This window comes from Streptomyces sp. P13-3-3, assembly GCF_050571355.1.
Taxonomy (GTDB): domain Bacteria; phylum Actinomycetota; class Actinomycetes; order Streptomycetales; family Streptomycetaceae; genus Streptomyces; species Streptomyces althioticus.
In genome coordinates this window covers 2907693-2921985 of sequence record NZ_CP192228.1, presented here as the reverse complement: position 1 = coordinate 2921985, position 14293 = coordinate 2907693, and the positions used below count along the sequence as shown (strand labels likewise).

Sequence of the window (14293 nt, the reverse complement as noted above, 5' to 3'; positions counted from 1 at the left end):
CGTACGGGCGTGGCATGGCGCACGCGGGGGCCGTCGGGCCCGGCCGGGATGCGGTGTCGGGGACGGAAAGGGTGAGAGAAAAAAAGGAATGTCAGAGGCGCGTGGGGGCGTCGTCCGGGGAGCCCGCCGCGCTGCACACGCGCGCGAGGTCGATGTGGAGCCGGGACGTCAGCAGGGGCAGCTGACCGAGGGCGACACGCACGGTGTCCCCGCCGAGGTCAGGAGCTGCACGGCCCATCGCGTTCCCTACCGATTCACTAGGATTCCCGTACAGGAGTCTCGAGGCAGACTCCGCCCGCGTCAAGAGGCCGACGGCCCCCGCACCGGAGCGTCTCACCAAGCGAGAACGGCGGCGCGGGGGCCGTTGCCCCGGGGGGGACGGTCCGCCCTGGTCAGACCACCGTCACCTCGTGCGGGACCACGGCGTCGAACAGATATCCCTGCGTGTTGTACAGCGAGACGTCCGGCTGGGTGCGGCCCGCCGTGTCGGTGGCGCGGGCCAGCAGGCGGGTCGTGCCCCGGGTGCGGGGCTTCCAGGTGACGGACCACCGGGTCCACGTGTCGGGACGCGGCCGTTCCAGCAGCCGGGCCGGGCGCCAGCTCGCCCCGCCGTCGGTGCTGACGTCGACCCGGGCGACGGGGCCCGCGCCCGACCACGAACGGCCCGTCAGCACGTGCCCGTGGCCGACCCGGAAGACGGCGCCGCTCGCCAGCTCGAAGGCGCTCTTGAGGGTCTGACGGGTCAGCGGCGCGCTGCCGCCCTCGGGGTGCGCGGGCCCGAACAGCCGGTAGAGGGCGGTGTTCCACGGCGAGAACAGCGGCTGCGCGGACACCTCGATGTCGCCGACCCACTTGACCGACGCGATGCCCACCCAGGAGGGCACCAGCACCCGCACCGGGTGGCCGTGGTCGGGCGGGAGCGGTTCGCCGTTCATCTCGTAGGCGAGCACGACGTCGTGCAGCGCCTTGGACAGCGGCAGCGGCCGGCGCACCCGGCCGAGGCTCTCCCCGCCGCTGACGTACTCGGCGTCCAGGCCGCGCGGCTGCACGTCGACGGCGTACGGGGACAGGCCCGCCCGGCGCAGCACGGTGGACAGGGGGACGCCGCGCCAGCGCGCCACTCCGATCGCGCCGAGCCCCCAGGGCGTGCCGGAGACCGTCTCGCCCTGCCGGGTGGCGTAACCACTGCGTCCGTTGCCCGCGCACTCGACGAACGCGGTGCGGGTGACGGACGGCAGCCGGCGCAGGTCGTCGTGGCCGAACTCGACGGGCCTGTCCTCGGCGGGCCCGCCGCGCAGGCCGCTCCCCCACAGCCGCAGCCGCCAGTCGTCCGCGTCGATGCGCGGGGTGGCGGTGTGGTTGCGGACGAAGAACAGGTCGTTCGGCGTGTGGTGACCGGTGCCGCGCAGGGCCTCCCAGCGGGTCTCGGCGTTGGTTCCGTGGCGCACGAACTTCTCGGGCGGCAGCGGCTTGACGACGGTGTCGCCGTCGGCGGCGCGGGCGGGAACGGGCACGGACAGGGGCAGCGCGCCGGCGGCTCCGACCCCGGCGAGCAGGGTGAGCAGACGGCGGCGGCTCACGCCGTCCGCCCTGGCCTCGCCGGCCAGCCACTGGCGCAGCCGGTGCCGGTCGTAGGCGGTCTCGTCGGGGCGGGGTGAGGGCACGGCGGATGAAGGCATGACGGCGGTCCTCGTCGTCGGAGGGGTGGAGCGGGAGGGTGCCCGGCGGGCCGGGAGGGGGTGCGGTGTTCAGTCCGTGGGACGACAGAGCGCCGCGGCCACGCGGACGAGGTCCACGGCACGGCGGCGCGTCAGGGGCTCCAGCGGCGGCATGGCGGGATGCAAGCACGCGCCTTTCGGAGGTGTCAACGCGTCGTCAGGTCCCGCCGACCGGCGCCGCATGTTCAGCATGTGAGACGTTCCCCCCTTTTCCTACAGACTTACTAGGAAAAGCTTGACGGTGTTCACGGGGGGTGCGCAGCATGAGGGACATGTCCCCTGTGCAGCAGCGACTCGTACGTCGTCGGCATGTCGACTTCGGTCACGTCGTCAGCGCCGCCTGCTGTCGCGCCTGAACGCACGGCTCGCACGCCGGCCGCGCACTCCGGCCCCCTTCCCGGCTTCCACGCACCACCCCCGCGTCCGCCGGGACCCCACACCTTTCCCGAGGGACTGACGCCATGACCACGGCACTGCCGCACCCGACCGCCTCGCACCGTCCGCTGCCCGACGCACGCCACCTCCACCTGGTGGCCGACGGGGTGCGGCACGACGCGGAGGACCCCGCTTCCCCGCCGCTCGTCGGCTACCTCCTGCTGGTCCCCCAGGGCACCGATCCCCTGGACCTGTTCGTGAAGGACCGGCCGCGGCCCGAGTTCCGCCTGGTGGCCGCCGACACGACCGCGGACGTGACGGCCGGGGTGACCGCGCCGCCCGTGCGGCTACCGGCGGACGACGCCGTCCGGATCGACACCGCGCGCCGCACCGCCGAGGTCGACGGGCGCGAACTGGACCTGACGTACCTGGAGTTCGAGCTGCTGGCGCATCTGGTGCGGCGGCCGCACCTCGTGCAGTCGCGCGAGACGCTGGTGGCGGCCGTCTGGGGTTACCACCACGTCGGCGACGGCCGCACGGTCGACGTCCACGTCGCACGCCTGCGCCGCAAGCTGGGCGCCGCCCACCGCCACCGCATCGTGACCGTCCGGTCCATCGGCTACAAGTACGTCCCCGATCAGCAGGACACCCCCCACGCCGCGCCCTGCGGCCGATCCTGAGGAGAGCACCGCCATGTGCCCTGCCGCCGCCGCGCCGGCCCGCCCCGCACCCCCGGCCGAACCCGTCGCGCACGGCCGGGCGCACTGGCTGCGCGTGGCCCGCGAGGCGGCGGACGACCTGGCCACGGACACCGTCGTCCGGGAACAGGCCGGCAAGGCCCCCGTCGACGAGGTGTCCCGGCTGCGCGAGGCGGGGCTGCTGACCCTGCTCACCCCGGCCGGACCGAACGGCGCGGGCGCGGACTGGGACACGGCGTACGCGGTGGTGCGGGAGATCTCCACGGCCGACGGCGCCATAGGCCAGCTCCTCGGCTCCCACTACTTCCTCTCGTGGAGCGCCCGGTTCTTCGCCGATCCCGGGACGGCCCTGCGGACCGTGGAGCGCTCGGCGGCCGGACAGTGGTGCTGGGGTGGCGGGTTCGCCCCGCAGGACCCGCCGCTGACGCTCTCCCGCACCTCCCGTGGCCCGGTGCTCGGCGGCCGCCAGAGCTACCCGGCGGGCGTCCTGGTGGCCGACCGGCTCGCCGTGCGGGCGGTACGCGAGGACACCGGCGAGCCCCTGGCCGTCGTGGTGGACCCGGCCCGCAGGGGCGTGGTGGTCGACGCGGCGGGCGACACCTTCGGGCTGCGGCTCGCGGGCGGCGGCAGCGTGGAGTTCGACGACGTGCCGGTGGACGCCGACGACGTCCTGGGCTCACTGTCCGCGGACGACGACCACCTGGTCCCCCGGGCCGCCCTGGCCGCGCCGGTGGGCCGGCTGTTCTCCGTACAGCTGCTGCTCGGCATGGCCGAGGGGGTGCTGGCCGAGGTGCGCGAGTACAGCAGGGCCGGGCACCGCCCGTGGTCGCCCGTCCCGTCCGCCGGCGCGCCCGACGACCCGCAGACGCTCACCGCGTACGGCGAGCTGACGGTGCTCGCCCGGTCCGCGTCCGCGCTGTGCGACCAGGCCCTGGACGCCGTACGGCGAGGGCTGGAGCGCGGCGAGGACCTGACGTACGACGAGTACGCGGACGTGTCCGCGCTGGTGTCCATGGCCGAGACGGCGGCCTCCCGGGCGGCGCAGGAGTCCGCGACCCGGGCGCTCGACATCGTCGGCCCGCGCTCGGCGTCCGCGCGGCTCGGCTTCGACCGCTTCTGGCGCAACGCCCGGACACATACCCTGTACGAGCCCGTCGCGCACCGGCTGCGTGACGTCGGGGACTACTTCCTCAACGGCGCCCACCCCCCGTTCGTGCTGCCCGCCTGACCCCTCGGGACCTTTCTCCTAGGACGTGCCGTGACCTGGTCCACCGGACTCGCCGGACTGGCAGCGGGCCTGGTCATCTCGGTGGTGACCACGCCCGCCGGGGTGTCCGGCGCGGTGTTCCTGCTGCCGGTGCAGCTCAGCGTCCTCGGGGTGCCGAGCCCGGCGGTCACGCCGACGAACCTGCTGTTCAACGTGGTGGCCGGGCCCGGCGCGCTGCTGCGGCACCACCGCGCGGGCCTGCCGCGCGACCCGCTGACCCGCCGTCTGGTGAGCGGCACCCTGCCCGGAGTGGTCGTGGGCGCGGCCGTGCGGGTGTTCGCCGTCCCGGGCGCCACCGTCTTCCGGCTGCTGACCGCCGTGCTGCTGGTGCCGCTCGGACTGTGGCTGATCCGGCGCACGGTGAGGCCCGCCCGGGGTGCCGGGGACGCCGAGCCGTCACCGCGCGCCGTGACCGGGCTGGCCCTGGCGGTCGGCGTCGTCGGCGGCGTCTACGGCATCGGCGGGGGCTCGCTGCTCGGGCCGCTGCTGGTCGGGCGGGGCATGTCCGTCGCCCGGGTGGCCCCGGCGGCGCTGGCCTCGACGTTCGTCACCTCCGTGGCCGGCGCGGGCGCCTTCGCTCTGCTGTCCCTGACGGGCACCGGAGACGTGGCCCCGGACTGGTACCTGGGGCTGGCCTGCGGACTGGGCGGGCTGATCGGCGGGTATCTCGGGGCGCGGCTCCAGCCACGCCTCCCGGAGACCGGGCTGCGTCTGCTGCTGGGCATCCTGGCCACCGCGGTGGGCCTCCTCTACGCCGTGCAGGCGCTGGGCTGACCCGCGACCGCACGCCGTCGACCGCGGGTGGAGGGCGGCGCGGACCGTACGGGATAATGACCGCATGCGGATCTCAGCCAGGGCGGACTACGCGGTACGCGCCGCGCTGCAACTCGCGTCGTCCGGGGACGACGGGCCGCTCAAGGCCGAGGCGATCGCCGACGCGCAGGACATCCCGCACAAGTTCCTGGAGAGCATCCTCAACGACATGCGCCGGGGCGGGCTCGTGGTGAGCCAGCGCGGCGGGAACGGCGGATACCGGCTGGCGAAGCCCGCCGACGCGATCAGCATCGCCGACGTCATCCGCGTCGTGGAGGGCCCGCTGGTCTCGGTGCGCGGCGTCCGTCCGCCCGAGCTGTCCTACTCCGGTCCGGCCGAGTCGCTGCTGCCGCTGTGGATCGCGCTGCGGTCGAACGTGCGCCAGATCCTGGAGGGCGTGTCCCTCGCCGACGTGGCGTCGTCCCGGCTCCCGGCCGGGGTGGCCGCGTTGGCGGACGCCCCGAAGGCCTGGGTGAATCCCTGACCCCCGTCGCCGCCGACCAGGCGTTTCTCACCATGTGAGCGACCGGCGTCCATCATATGAGCTGCCTCTTGGGGTAGGGGCTGCTTTCTGCCACGATCCCTAGCAGCCAGGTAGGAAAACTAGGGATCGATCCACAGGGGGTGGCCATGACCGCACGTCCGTACGACGTCGCCGCACGCCTCCTGCTGACCTCGCGCCGCCACATCGACTTCGGCCGCACGTCCAGCGCCATCTGTCGGCCGGCCTGAGGCCCCGCCGGAACCGCACCGCGCGGCCGGCGACGCCCCCGAGCCCGTTCGCTCCCCGCACCGCACGCGAAGCCGCGGCCGCCTCCCCTCGTGAGGCAGGCCCGACGGCCGCGCGCCCCTGAGCCACACCCGTACGCCGGTCCCGTCCCGGACCGCGCTTTCCCGAGAGGACACCTCCGTGTCTGCCGCACGACCGCTCACCATCCTGCGCACCGTCGCCGCCATGGCGGCCCTTCCGCTCCTGCTCACCGCCTGCGGCTACGGTTCCGACGCCGAGGACGACGCCCCGCAGGCGGAGGTCGCGGCGGACGCGAAGAAGCTGTCCGCCTCGGAGGTGAAGATCGGCTACTTCCCCAACCTCACCCACGCCACCGCCCTGGTCGGCGTGCAGGAGGGCCTGCTCCAGAAGGAGCTGGGCGGCACCAGGATCAAGCCGTCGACGTTCAACGCCGGTCCTTCCGAGATCGAGGCACTCAACGCCGGTTCCATCGACATCGGCTGGATCGGCCCCTCCCCGTCCATCAACGGCTACACCAAGTCCGCCGGCAAGAACCTGCGCATCATCAGCGGTTCGGCCTCCGGCGGCGTCAAGCTCGTGGTGAACCCCGACAAGATCAAGACACTGGACGACCTCAAGGGCAAGAAGATCGCCACTCCGCAGCTCGGCAACACCCAGGACGTGGCCTTCCTGCACTGGATCGCCGAGAAGGGCTGGAAGGTCGACGCCCAGAGCGGCAAGGGCGACGTGTCCGTGGTGCGCACCGAGAACAAGATCACCCCGGACGCCTACAAGTCCGGCTCCGTCGACGGCGCCTGGGTGCCCGAGCCCACCGCCTCCAAGCTGGTCGCGGACGGCGCGAAAGTGCTGCTCGACGAATCCGAGATCTGGCCGGACAAGCAGTTCGTGATCACCAACATCATCGTGTCGCAGACGTTCCTCGAGGAGCACCCGGACGTCGTCGAGGCCGTCCTACGCGGCTCGGTGAAGACCAACGCGTGGATCAACGCCAACCCGGACGAGGCCAAGGCGTCCGCGAACAAGGCGCTGGAGAAGCTGTCCGGCAAGGCCCTGCCGGAGGAGGTCCTCAACCCCGCGTGGGAGTCCATCACCTTCCTCGACGACCCGCTGGCCTCCACCCTCGACGCCCAGGCCTCGCACGCGGTGTCGGCCGGCCTGCTGGAGAAGCCCAACCTGAAGGGCATCTACGACCTCGAGCCGCTCAACAAGGTCCTCGAGGCCGAGGGCAGGCCGACGGTCGACGACGCCGGTCTCGGCGTCCGCTGACCACGCCCGCACCCCGACGAGAAGCCAGGAGGTGACGACCATGGCCACGACGATGGCCGGGACGGCCGAGGACACCACGACGGCGGAGTACGCCGCACGGGTCGAGCACGTCTCGAAGTCCTTTCCCGCTCCGGGCGCCCCGGGCGGACGGCAGCTCGTGCTGGACGACATCACCCTCGATGTCGCGCCCGGCGAGTTCGTCACCCTCCTGGGCGCCTCGGGGTGCGGCAAGTCCACCCTGCTCAACCTGGTCGCCGGGCTCGACCGGCCGTCCGCCGGCACCGTCGGCACCGACGGCCGGCCCGCCCTGATGTTCCAGGAGCACGCCCTGTTCCCGTGGCTCACCGCGGGCAAGAACATCGAACTCGCCCTGAAACTGCGCGGAGTCGGCAAGCCGGAGCGCCGTCAGGAGGCGGAGCGGCTGCTGGAGCTCGTGCGGCTGAAGGACGCGCACGGCAAGCGGGTGCACGAGCTGTCCGGCGGCATGCGCCAGCGCGTCGCCCTGGCCCGCGCCCTCGCCCAGGACAGCCGGCTGCTGCTGATGGACGAGCCGTTCGCCGCGCTCGACGCCATCACCCGGGACGTGCTGCACGACGAACTCACCCGCATCTGGCGCGAGACGGGCCTGTCGGTGCTGTTCGTGACGCACAACGTGCGCGAGGCGGTGCGGCTCGCGCAGCGCGTCGTCCTGCTGTCGTCGCGGCCGGGCCGCATCGCCCGGCAGTGGACGGTCGGCCTGCCGCAGCCGCGCCGTCTCGAGGACTCCGCCGTCGCGGAGCTGTCCGCCGAGATCACCGAAGAACTGCGTGGGGAGATCCGCCGTCATGGCCAGCACTGAGAAAGCCGCCGACGCCACGGGGAGGACCACCGCGCCCCAGGACCCGGACGACCTCGCCGGTCTCGAAGCAGGCCTCGACGCGCTCGACTCGACGCAGACGGTCCGCACCCCGCTGAGCCAGACGCTCCTGCGCAAGGTGCTGCCGCCGGTCACCGCCGTCGCCCTGGTGCTGGTGGTGTGGCAGATCCTGGTGTGGGCGGAGGTCGCGCCCCCGTACAAGCTCGCCTCCCCGTCCGACGTGTGGGGCGAGGTGCGTGCGGCCTGGCTTCAGGGCACGCTGCTCGACTACATCTGGACGTCCGTCTCACGCGGTCTGCTCGGCTTCCTGCTGGCGCTCGTCATCGGCACCCCGCTCGGGCTCCTGGTGGCGCGGGTGTCCTTCGTCCGGGCGGCCATCGGCCCGATCCTGTCGGGCCTGCAGTCGCTGCCGTCGGTCGCCTGGGTGCCGCCGGCCGTGATCTGGCTGGGTCTGAACGACTCGATGATGTTCGCGGTGATCCTGCTCGGCGCGGTGCCGTCCATCGCCAACGGCCTGGTGGCGGGCATCGACCAGATCCCGCCGCTGTTCCTGCGCGCCGGGCGCACCCTGGGCGCGACCGGGCTGCGCGGCGCGCGGTACATCGTGATGCCCGCCGCGCTCCCCGGCTACGTGGCCGGTCTCAAGCAGGGCTGGGCGTTCTCCTGGCGCTCGCTGATGGCCGCCGAGATCATCGCCTCCTCGCCGGATCTCGGTGTCGGCCTCGGCCAGTTGCTGGAGAACGGCCGCAACAACAGCAGCATGCCGCAGGTGTTCCTGGCGATCCTGCTGATCCTGTGCGTCGGCATCGCCATCGACCTGCTGATCTTCAGCCCGCTGGAGCGGCGCGTGCTGCGCGGGCGGGGTCTGCTCGTCAGCCGCTGACCCCGCCCGCTCCCCGAGGTCAGGACCCGTACACCTCCACCTCGCCGAACTGGGCGGCCGGCCAGCCGGTGTTGCCGGTGACGTGCAGCCGCAGATGACGCAGGGTGCCGTCGACCGGGACGGTCACCGTGTTGCCGGTCGCCGGGTCGAAGCGGTGCTCCCGGGCCGCGGCCAGCGTCGTGTACGCGGAGCCGTCGGTGCTGCCCTGCACGGACAGCGTCTGGGTACGGGCCTGCCACGCGGCCTGCGGCGGCAGCTTCAGCACCACCCGGCGCACGTCGCGGGTGGCGCCCAGGTCGACCGTCAGGGTCTGCGGGAAGGCGTGGTTGGCCGACTCCCAGTAGGTGTTCGGGTCGCCGTCGACCGCCTTGCCCGGGGTGTACACGTCCTGCGAGCCGGTGGCGGTGGCCGGGCGGTTCAGGGCCAGGTTCCGGTCCGGGTCGGGCTGGGGTTCGCCCTCGCCGGGCTCGGGCCAGGTGGAGCAGTCCGACCACGCGCTGTCCCAGCCGGAGTTGCCGCCGCCGTCGGTGACCGTGAAGGTGCCGGAGCCGGCCGGGTACGGGCAGTTGTAGATGCCGGCCGAGCCCACGCCCGTCGCGGTGACGTTCCGGAAGGTGGCCGCGCCCTGGGTCTCCGCCTGGACGACGACGGTCCCGACCCGGTTCACGGTGGCGCCGTCGACGGTGATGTTCCGGGCCGCGAGGCCTCGCCCGCCGCCGGAGACGAACTCGAAGGCGCTGTACGGGCTGTCGGTGATCGTGGTGTTGGTGATCCGCACCTGCGCGTCGATGGCGCTGTCGTACGAGTCGACGCGCAGGGCGCCCATCGGGTGGTTCCAGTTGGGGTTCATCGCGCCCGTGCGGACCAGGGTGTTGCCGTCCACGGTGATGGTGCCGGACAGCGGGTGGAACGGGTCGAGGAACTTCTGGTTGGAGATGGCGATGCCGCTGCCGAGGGCGTTGGTGTCGGCGATCAGGTTGTTCCGGACGGTGATGTCGGTGCCGCCGTAGATGGCGATGCCGTTGGCGAGGTTCGGCTGGGTGATCGTGTTGTTCTCGAAGACGCTGTTCACGTCGGGCGCGTTGAGCGACCACATGGCGAGGGCGTCGTCGCCCTGGTTGCGCAGGAAGTTGTTGCGGACCTTCACCCCGCGGGCGTTGCCGTTGAGGTTGAGGCCGTCGGCGGTCATGTCGAGGAAGCGGCTGTTCTCGACGACCAGGTTGTCGTTGTTCCCGGTGAGCCAGAGCCCCACCTTGAGGTGCTGGAGCCACATGCCGGAGACGGTGGAGTCCGGGCCGAGTGAGCCGTTGACGAAGTTGTCGGGGCTGGAGTCGACGCGTTCCGTGACTTCGCCGATCACGGCGAAGTCCTTGATGTGCACGTTGCCGGCGGAGGCCGTCTGGTCGATGAAGCGGGAGGTGCGCACCACCGAGTGCCAGTGGCCGGCGCCCTGGAGGGTGACGTTCTGGACGCCGTTCAGGGACGAGGTGAGCCGGTACTCCCCCGGCGGTATCCACACGGTCCCGCCCTGGGCGGCTGCGACGGCCTCGCGGAACGCCTGGGTGGAGTCGCCCTGCCCGGTGGGGTCGGCGCCCTTGTCGGTCACGGAGACGGAACCGGAAGGGCGGGTGGCGGCGCCGGGCGCCTGCTCGAAGTCGACGACGTCGACGGTCACCTGGACGTCGGTGGCCTGGAGGGCGACGGTGTCGCCCGCCCGGACGTCCCGGCCGAGCAGCATGCGCGCGTTGGCGTAGAGGTGGTGGGTGCGGGCGCCCGGGATCCACGGGGTGTCCACGTAGCTGTACTTGGAGGTGACGGGCAGGGTCCGGTCGAGCCGCTGCCCGTTGACGTACACGTCGAGCGAGCCGGACCGGCCGTCGGGGACGCTGTACGCCACGGTGACGGCATTGGCGGCGCGCGGCACGGTGAACTCCACGCGCTGACCCGCGTTCAGGCGCACCGCCTGGCGGCCGGACGCCTCGGAGGCGAGGGTGCCCTGGGTGTGGTCCGGGCCGATGCGGGTGCCCGTGTGGGCGGCGGACTCGGCCTCGACGGAGGTGAACGGGAGGGTGGCGCCGGCCGCGGCGTGGGCGGGTGCCGGGGCGACGGCGACGAGCAGGCCGGCGGCGAGGGCGACGGCGGTGGCCGCCGCCGGCACGCTCCTTCCGGTCGTGCGGGGGGTGGTCATGGTGCTGGTCCCTTCGTGTGGGGGTGCGGGAACAGACGGGCCGCGGCTCAGGCGCGCAGCCAGACCGCGGTGTCGTGGGGCAGCCGCCCGGCGGTGTCGAGGGGGCCGCCGGCCAGGAGCAGCGCGGAGTGGGCGGGAAGGTCGACGGGCTTGTCGGAGAGGTTGACCACGCACAGGGCGTCGGCGCGGGCGAAGGCGAGGACGCCGTCCGGTGCGGGCAGCCAGGTCAGCGGGCCGTCGCCGAACACGGGCCGCAGCCTGATCGCCTCGCGGTAGAGGCGGAGCATGGAGCCGGGGTCCTCGGCCTGCAGATCGGCCGCGTAGGCGGCCCAGCCGTCGGGCTGCGGCAGCCAGGGCTCGCCGCCGAACCCCGCGTGCGGCTCGCCGGCCGACCAGGGCAGCGGGACCCTGCATCCGTCGCGGCCGGGGTCGGTGCCGCCGGAGCGGGCGTGCATCGGGTCCTCGATGCGGTCCAGCGGGACGTCCGCCTCGGGCAGTCCCAGCTCCTCGCCCTGGTAGACGTACACCGCGCCGGGCAGGGCGAGGGACAGCAGGGCCGCCGCGCGGGCCCGGCGGGTGCCCAGGGCCAGGTCGGTGGGGGTGCCGAAAGCCTTGGTGGCGAAGTCGAAACCGGTGTCGGCGCGGCCGTAGCGGGTGACCGTGCGGGTGACGTCGTGGTTGCACAGCACCCAGGTGGCGGGGGCGCCGATCGGGGCGTGCTCGGCGAGCGTCTCGTCGATGGAGGCGCGCAGCCGTGCGGCGTCCCAGGGGCAGGACATGAAGGAGAAGTTGAAGGCGGTGTGCAGTTCGTCGGGGCGCAGGTAGCGGGCGAAGCGTTCGGTGTCGGGGAGCCAGACCTCGCCGACGAAGACGGCGCCGTACTCGTCGGCGACGGCCCGCCAGGCGCGGTAGACGTCGTGGAGTTCGTCGCGGTCGACGTAGGGGTGCGGGTCGCGGCCCTCGGTGAAGTCGGGCAGCTCGGGGTCCTTGGCGAGCAGGGCCGCGGAGTCGATGCGGACGCCGGCGACGCCCCGCTCGAACCAGAAGCGCAGGATGTCCTCGTGCTCCTGACGGACGGCGGGGTGCGCCCAGTTGAGGTCGGGCTGTTCGGGGGCGAAGAGGTGCAGGTACCAGTCGCCGTCCGGGAGGCGGGTCCAGGCGGGGCCGCCGAACTCGGACCGCCAGTCGTTGGGCGGCAGTTCGCCGTGCTCACCGCGGCCGGGACGGAAGTGGAACAGTTCCCGTTCGGGGCCGCCCGCGAGGGCCGCGCGGAACCAGGGGTGCTGGTCGGAGACGTGGTTGGGCACGATGTCGACGATGGTGCGGATGCCCGCCTCCCGTGCCTCGGCGATGAGCTTCTCCGCCTCGGCCAGAGTGCCGAAGGCGGGGTCGATCGCGCGGTAGTCGGCGACGTCGTAGCCGCCGTCCTTCATCGGGGAGCGGTACCAGGGGTTGAACCACAGCGCGTCGACGCCCAGGTCGGCGAGGTACGGCAGGCGGGCGCGGACGCCGGCCAGGTCGCCGGTGCCGTCGCCGTCGCCGTCGGCGAAGCTGCGGACGTACACCTGGTAGATGACGGCGGAGCGCCACCAGCCGTCGTCGGTGGCAGGGGTGGGCTGTCCCACGTGGGTGCCTTTCTCTTCTGTGGACGGAGGTCCGGTGTCAGCCCTTGGTGCTGCCCGCGCTGATCCCGGCGATGATGTGCCGCTGGAAGACGAGGAACAGCGCGACCATGGGGATGCTGGCGATCACCATGGCGGCGATCAGCACGGTGAGCTGGATGTTCTGCGACAGCTGCACGAGCGCCACGCTGATGGGCTGCTTGTCGGTGTCGGAGAACACCATCAGCGGCCAGAGGAAGTCCTGCCAGACGGCGACCAGCGCGAAGATCGACACCACGCCGAGCACCGGGCGGGACATGGGCAGGACGATCGACCACAGGGTGCGCAGCTTCCCCGCGCCGTCGATCTCGGCGGCCTCCAGGACGTCCCTGGGCAGTTGGTCGAAGAACCGCTTGAGCAGGTACAGGTTGAAGGCGTTGGCGACGGCCGGCAGCCAGATGGCGAGCGGGTCGTTGAGCAGTCCGAGGTCCGCGACGGTGAGGTATTTCGGTACGACGAGGGCCTGGGCGGGGACCATCAGGGTGGCGAGGATCCCGCCGAGGATCAGGGCGCCGAAGGCCGGGCGGAGTCTGGACAGGGCGTAGGCGGCGGCCGTGCAGAACACGAGCTGGAAGATCCAGGCGCCGGCCGCCTGCACCACGGTGTTCCACAGGTGCGTGGGGAGTTGCATCAGCTCCCAGGCGTCGGCGTATCCGGCGGTGCTCCAGCTTTCGGGAACGAGGGTGGGCGGGGTGCGGGCCACCTCGTCCGGTGACTTCATCGCGCCCGTGACCATCCAGTACACGGGGAACAGGAACGCCAGCGTGAACAGCAGGACGACGCCGGTGAATACGGTCCAGTAGACGGCCCGGCCGCGGGGGCGGGCCAGGACGGCAGGGGAGACGAGGGTGCGGACGCCGGCGCTCATGCGGCCTCCTCTCCGGAGCGGGTGAGGCGGAGGTAGACGGCGGAGAACGCGCCGAGCAGGGCGAGCAGCATGACGCTGAGCGCGCAGGCGCCTCCGAAGTCGTTGTAGAGGAAGGCGTACTTGTAGATGAGGTAGAGGACGGTCACGGTGGCGTTCTCCGGGCCGCCCCCGGTGATCACGAACGGTTCGGTGAACACCTGCATGGTGGCGATGATCTGCAGCAGCATCAGCATGAGGATCACGAACCGGGTCTGCGGGACCGTGACGTGCCGGACGCGCTGGAGCAGGTTCGCCCCGTCGAGTTCGGCGGCCTCGTACAGCTCGCCGGGGATGGACTGGAGCGCGGCGAGGTAGATGAGCACGGTGCCGCCCATGTTGGCCCAGGTGGCGACGATCACCAGGGACACCAGGGCCGTGTCGGCGCCGTTGGACCAGTTGGAGGTCGGCAGGTGGAGCAGGCGCAGCGCCTCGTTGGCGAGGCCGGCGCCCGGGTCGTAGAACCACTTCCACAGCAGGGCGCTGACCACGGGCGGGATCATCACCGGCAGGTAGACGACGACCCGGAAGAACGCCTTGGCGTGGCTCAGTTCGTTGAGCACGAGGGCCAGCACGAAGGGGATCGCGAAGCCGATCAGCAGGGCGAGCAGGGTGAAGGTGAGCGTGTTGCGCCAGGCGGCGGCGAACTCGGGGTCCTGCCAGACGCGGGTGAAGTTGGCGGTGCCGACCCATTCGGGGTCGGAGCCGGGCGTGTACTTCTGGAAGGCGATCACGACGGCGCGGATCGCGGGGTACCAGGAGAACAGGGCGAAGCAGATCAGCCCGCCGAGGAGGAAGCCGTACGCGCGCAGGTGGTCGGTGAGGCGGCGCCGCCTCCGGTCCCCCGCCGGGGACGGCGCCTTCACCGGACGGACCCGCGCGGCGGGCGGCCGTTCGACCGTCTTCGTCACCG

General features: G+C 72.6%; 15 protein-coding genes. 8 read left to right on the top strand and 7 right to left on the bottom strand.

Translation table 11 applies throughout. The features are described 5' to 3' along the window. Nucleotides 1–91 precede the first annotated feature (91 nt). From ACQZOG_RS13300 to ACQZOG_RS13290, 3 genes are all read right to left on the bottom strand, one after another. Nucleotides 92–238 carry a hypothetical protein gene (locus tag ACQZOG_RS13300; RefSeq protein WP_354793300.1) on the bottom strand — a complete coding sequence of 49 codons (147 nt, stop codon included), beginning with the start codon at nucleotides 236–238 and terminating at the stop codon, nucleotides 92–94. Between the two features lie 154 nt (nucleotides 239–392). Beyond that, nucleotides 393–1679, bottom strand: coding sequence for a sulfite oxidase (locus ACQZOG_RS13295; protein ID WP_033277963.1), 1287 nt, complete (start codon nucleotides 1677–1679; stop codon nucleotides 393–395). Between the two features lie 69 nt (nucleotides 1680–1748). After that, the gene (locus tag ACQZOG_RS13290; protein WP_352379086.1) at nucleotides 1749–1832 is read right to left on the bottom strand and encodes a putative leader peptide; all 84 of its coding nucleotides are present in this window, start codon (nucleotides 1830–1832) and stop codon (nucleotides 1749–1751) included. A 347-nt stretch (nucleotides 1833–2179) separates the two neighbouring features. Between ACQZOG_RS13290 and ACQZOG_RS13285 the strand changes: the two genes are divergently transcribed. The 8 genes from ACQZOG_RS13285 to ACQZOG_RS13250 all read left to right on the top strand — a co-directional run bounded on the left by ACQZOG_RS13285 (nucleotide 2180) and on the right by ACQZOG_RS13250 (nucleotide 8627). Continuing rightward, nucleotides 2180–2773: a winged helix-turn-helix domain-containing protein gene (locus tag ACQZOG_RS13285; protein ID WP_399571998.1), complete on the top strand. Its 594-nt coding sequence runs from the start codon at nucleotides 2180–2182 to the stop codon at nucleotides 2771–2773. A 13-nt stretch (nucleotides 2774–2786) separates the two neighbouring features. Next, nucleotides 2787–4019: an acyl-CoA dehydrogenase family protein gene (locus tag ACQZOG_RS13280; protein ID WP_033277961.1), complete on the top strand. Its 1233-nt coding sequence runs from the start codon at nucleotides 2787–2789 to the stop codon at nucleotides 4017–4019. 30 nt (nucleotides 4020–4049) lie between these two features. Then, nucleotides 4050–4832 carry a sulfite exporter TauE/SafE family protein gene (locus ACQZOG_RS13275; RefSeq protein ID WP_033277960.1) on the top strand — a complete coding sequence of 261 codons (783 nt, stop codon included), beginning with the start codon at nucleotides 4050–4052 and terminating at the stop codon, nucleotides 4830–4832. Between the two features lie 64 nt (nucleotides 4833–4896). Next, entirely contained in the window at nucleotides 4897–5355 is a 459-nt protein-coding gene (locus ACQZOG_RS13270; RefSeq protein WP_033277959.1) for an RrF2 family transcriptional regulator, read from the top strand. 146 nt (nucleotides 5356–5501) lie between these two features. Beyond that, nucleotides 5502–5603: a putative leader peptide gene (locus ACQZOG_RS13265; RefSeq protein ID WP_315968245.1), complete on the top strand. Its 102-nt coding sequence runs from the start codon at nucleotides 5502–5504 to the stop codon at nucleotides 5601–5603. 223 nt (nucleotides 5604–5826) lie between these two features. Further along, on the top strand, nucleotides 5827–6888 hold the full coding sequence (locus tag ACQZOG_RS13260) for an aliphatic sulfonate ABC transporter substrate-binding protein (protein WP_286199760.1): 1062 nt from the start codon (nucleotides 5827–5829) through the stop codon (nucleotides 6886–6888). 40 nt (nucleotides 6889–6928) lie between these two features. Then, entirely contained in the window at nucleotides 6929–7726 is a 798-nt protein-coding gene (locus ACQZOG_RS13255; protein WP_033277957.1) for an ABC transporter ATP-binding protein, read from the top strand. After that, on the top strand, nucleotides 7713–8627 hold the full coding sequence (locus ACQZOG_RS13250; protein WP_033277956.1) for an ABC transporter permease: 915 nt from the start codon (nucleotides 7713–7715) through the stop codon (nucleotides 8625–8627). Before ACQZOG_RS13255 ends, ACQZOG_RS13250 begins: the two co-directional genes overlap by 14 nt. A 19-nt stretch (nucleotides 8628–8646) precedes the next feature. Here ACQZOG_RS13250 and ACQZOG_RS13245 read toward each other — a convergent pair whose 3' ends face one another. Genes ACQZOG_RS13245 through ACQZOG_RS13230 form a run of 4 tightly spaced genes read right to left on the bottom strand, consistent with a single transcriptional unit; the run spans nucleotide 8647 to nucleotide 14291 of the window. Beyond that, nucleotides 8647–10815 (bottom strand): discoidin domain-containing protein, encoded by a 2169-nt coding sequence (locus ACQZOG_RS13245; RefSeq protein ID WP_387759862.1) that lies wholly within the window; start codon nucleotides 10813–10815, stop codon nucleotides 8647–8649. Nucleotides 10816–10862: 47 nt separating this feature from the next. Further along, on the bottom strand, nucleotides 10863–12440 hold the full coding sequence (locus ACQZOG_RS13240) for a glycoside hydrolase family 13 protein (RefSeq protein ID WP_430741513.1): 1578 nt from the start codon (nucleotides 12438–12440) through the stop codon (nucleotides 10863–10865). A gap of 37 nt (nucleotides 12441–12477) precedes the next feature. Continuing rightward, the gene (locus tag ACQZOG_RS13235) at nucleotides 12478–13344 is read right to left on the bottom strand and encodes a carbohydrate ABC transporter permease (RefSeq protein WP_033277953.1); all 867 of its coding nucleotides are present in this window, start codon (nucleotides 13342–13344) and stop codon (nucleotides 12478–12480) included. Further along, on the bottom strand, nucleotides 13341–14291 hold the full coding sequence (locus ACQZOG_RS13230; protein ID WP_033277952.1) for a carbohydrate ABC transporter permease: 951 nt from the start codon (nucleotides 14289–14291) through the stop codon (nucleotides 13341–13343). Before ACQZOG_RS13230 ends, ACQZOG_RS13235 begins: the two co-directional genes overlap by 4 nt. Nucleotides 14292–14293 lie beyond the last annotated feature (2 nt).

Bases quoted from the DNA above. Each gene is read 5' to 3' on its own strand.
- ACQZOG_RS13290 (WP_352379086.1), bottom strand. From the start codon at position 1,832: ATGCCGCCGCTGGAGCCCCTGACGCGCCGCCGTGCCGTGGACCTCGTC.
- ACQZOG_RS13270 (WP_033277959.1), top strand. From the start codon at position 4,897: ATGCGGATCTCAGCCAGGGCGGACTACGCGGTACGCGCCGCGCTGCAA.
- ACQZOG_RS13285 (WP_399571998.1), top strand. From the start codon at position 2,180: ATGACCACGGCACTGCCGCACCCGACCGCCTCGCACCGTCCGCTGCCC.
- ACQZOG_RS13265 (WP_315968245.1), top strand. From the start codon at position 5,502: ATGACCGCACGTCCGTACGACGTCGCCGCACGCCTCCTGCTGACCTCG.
- ACQZOG_RS13260 (WP_286199760.1), top strand. From the start codon at position 5,827: ATGGCGGCCCTTCCGCTCCTGCTCACCGCCTGCGGCTACGGTTCCGAC.
- ACQZOG_RS13300 (WP_354793300.1), bottom strand. From the start codon at position 238: ATGGGCCGTGCAGCTCCTGACCTCGGCGGGGACACCGTGCGTGTCGCC.
- ACQZOG_RS13255 (WP_033277957.1), top strand. From the start codon at position 6,929: ATGGCCACGACGATGGCCGGGACGGCCGAGGACACCACGACGGCGGAG.
- ACQZOG_RS13295 (WP_033277963.1), bottom strand. From the start codon at position 1,679: ATGCCTTCATCCGCCGTGCCCTCACCCCGCCCCGACGAGACCGCCTAC.
- ACQZOG_RS13245 (WP_387759862.1), bottom strand. From the start codon at position 10,815: ATGACCACCCCCCGCACGACCGGAAGGAGCGTGCCGGCGGCGGCCACC.
- ACQZOG_RS13235 (WP_033277953.1), bottom strand. From the start codon at position 13,344: ATGAGCGCCGGCGTCCGCACCCTCGTCTCCCCTGCCGTCCTGGCCCGC.
- ACQZOG_RS13250 (WP_033277956.1), top strand. From the start codon at position 7,713: ATGGCCAGCACTGAGAAAGCCGCCGACGCCACGGGGAGGACCACCGCG.
- ACQZOG_RS13280 (WP_033277961.1), top strand. From the start codon at position 2,787: ATGTGCCCTGCCGCCGCCGCGCCGGCCCGCCCCGCACCCCCGGCCGAA.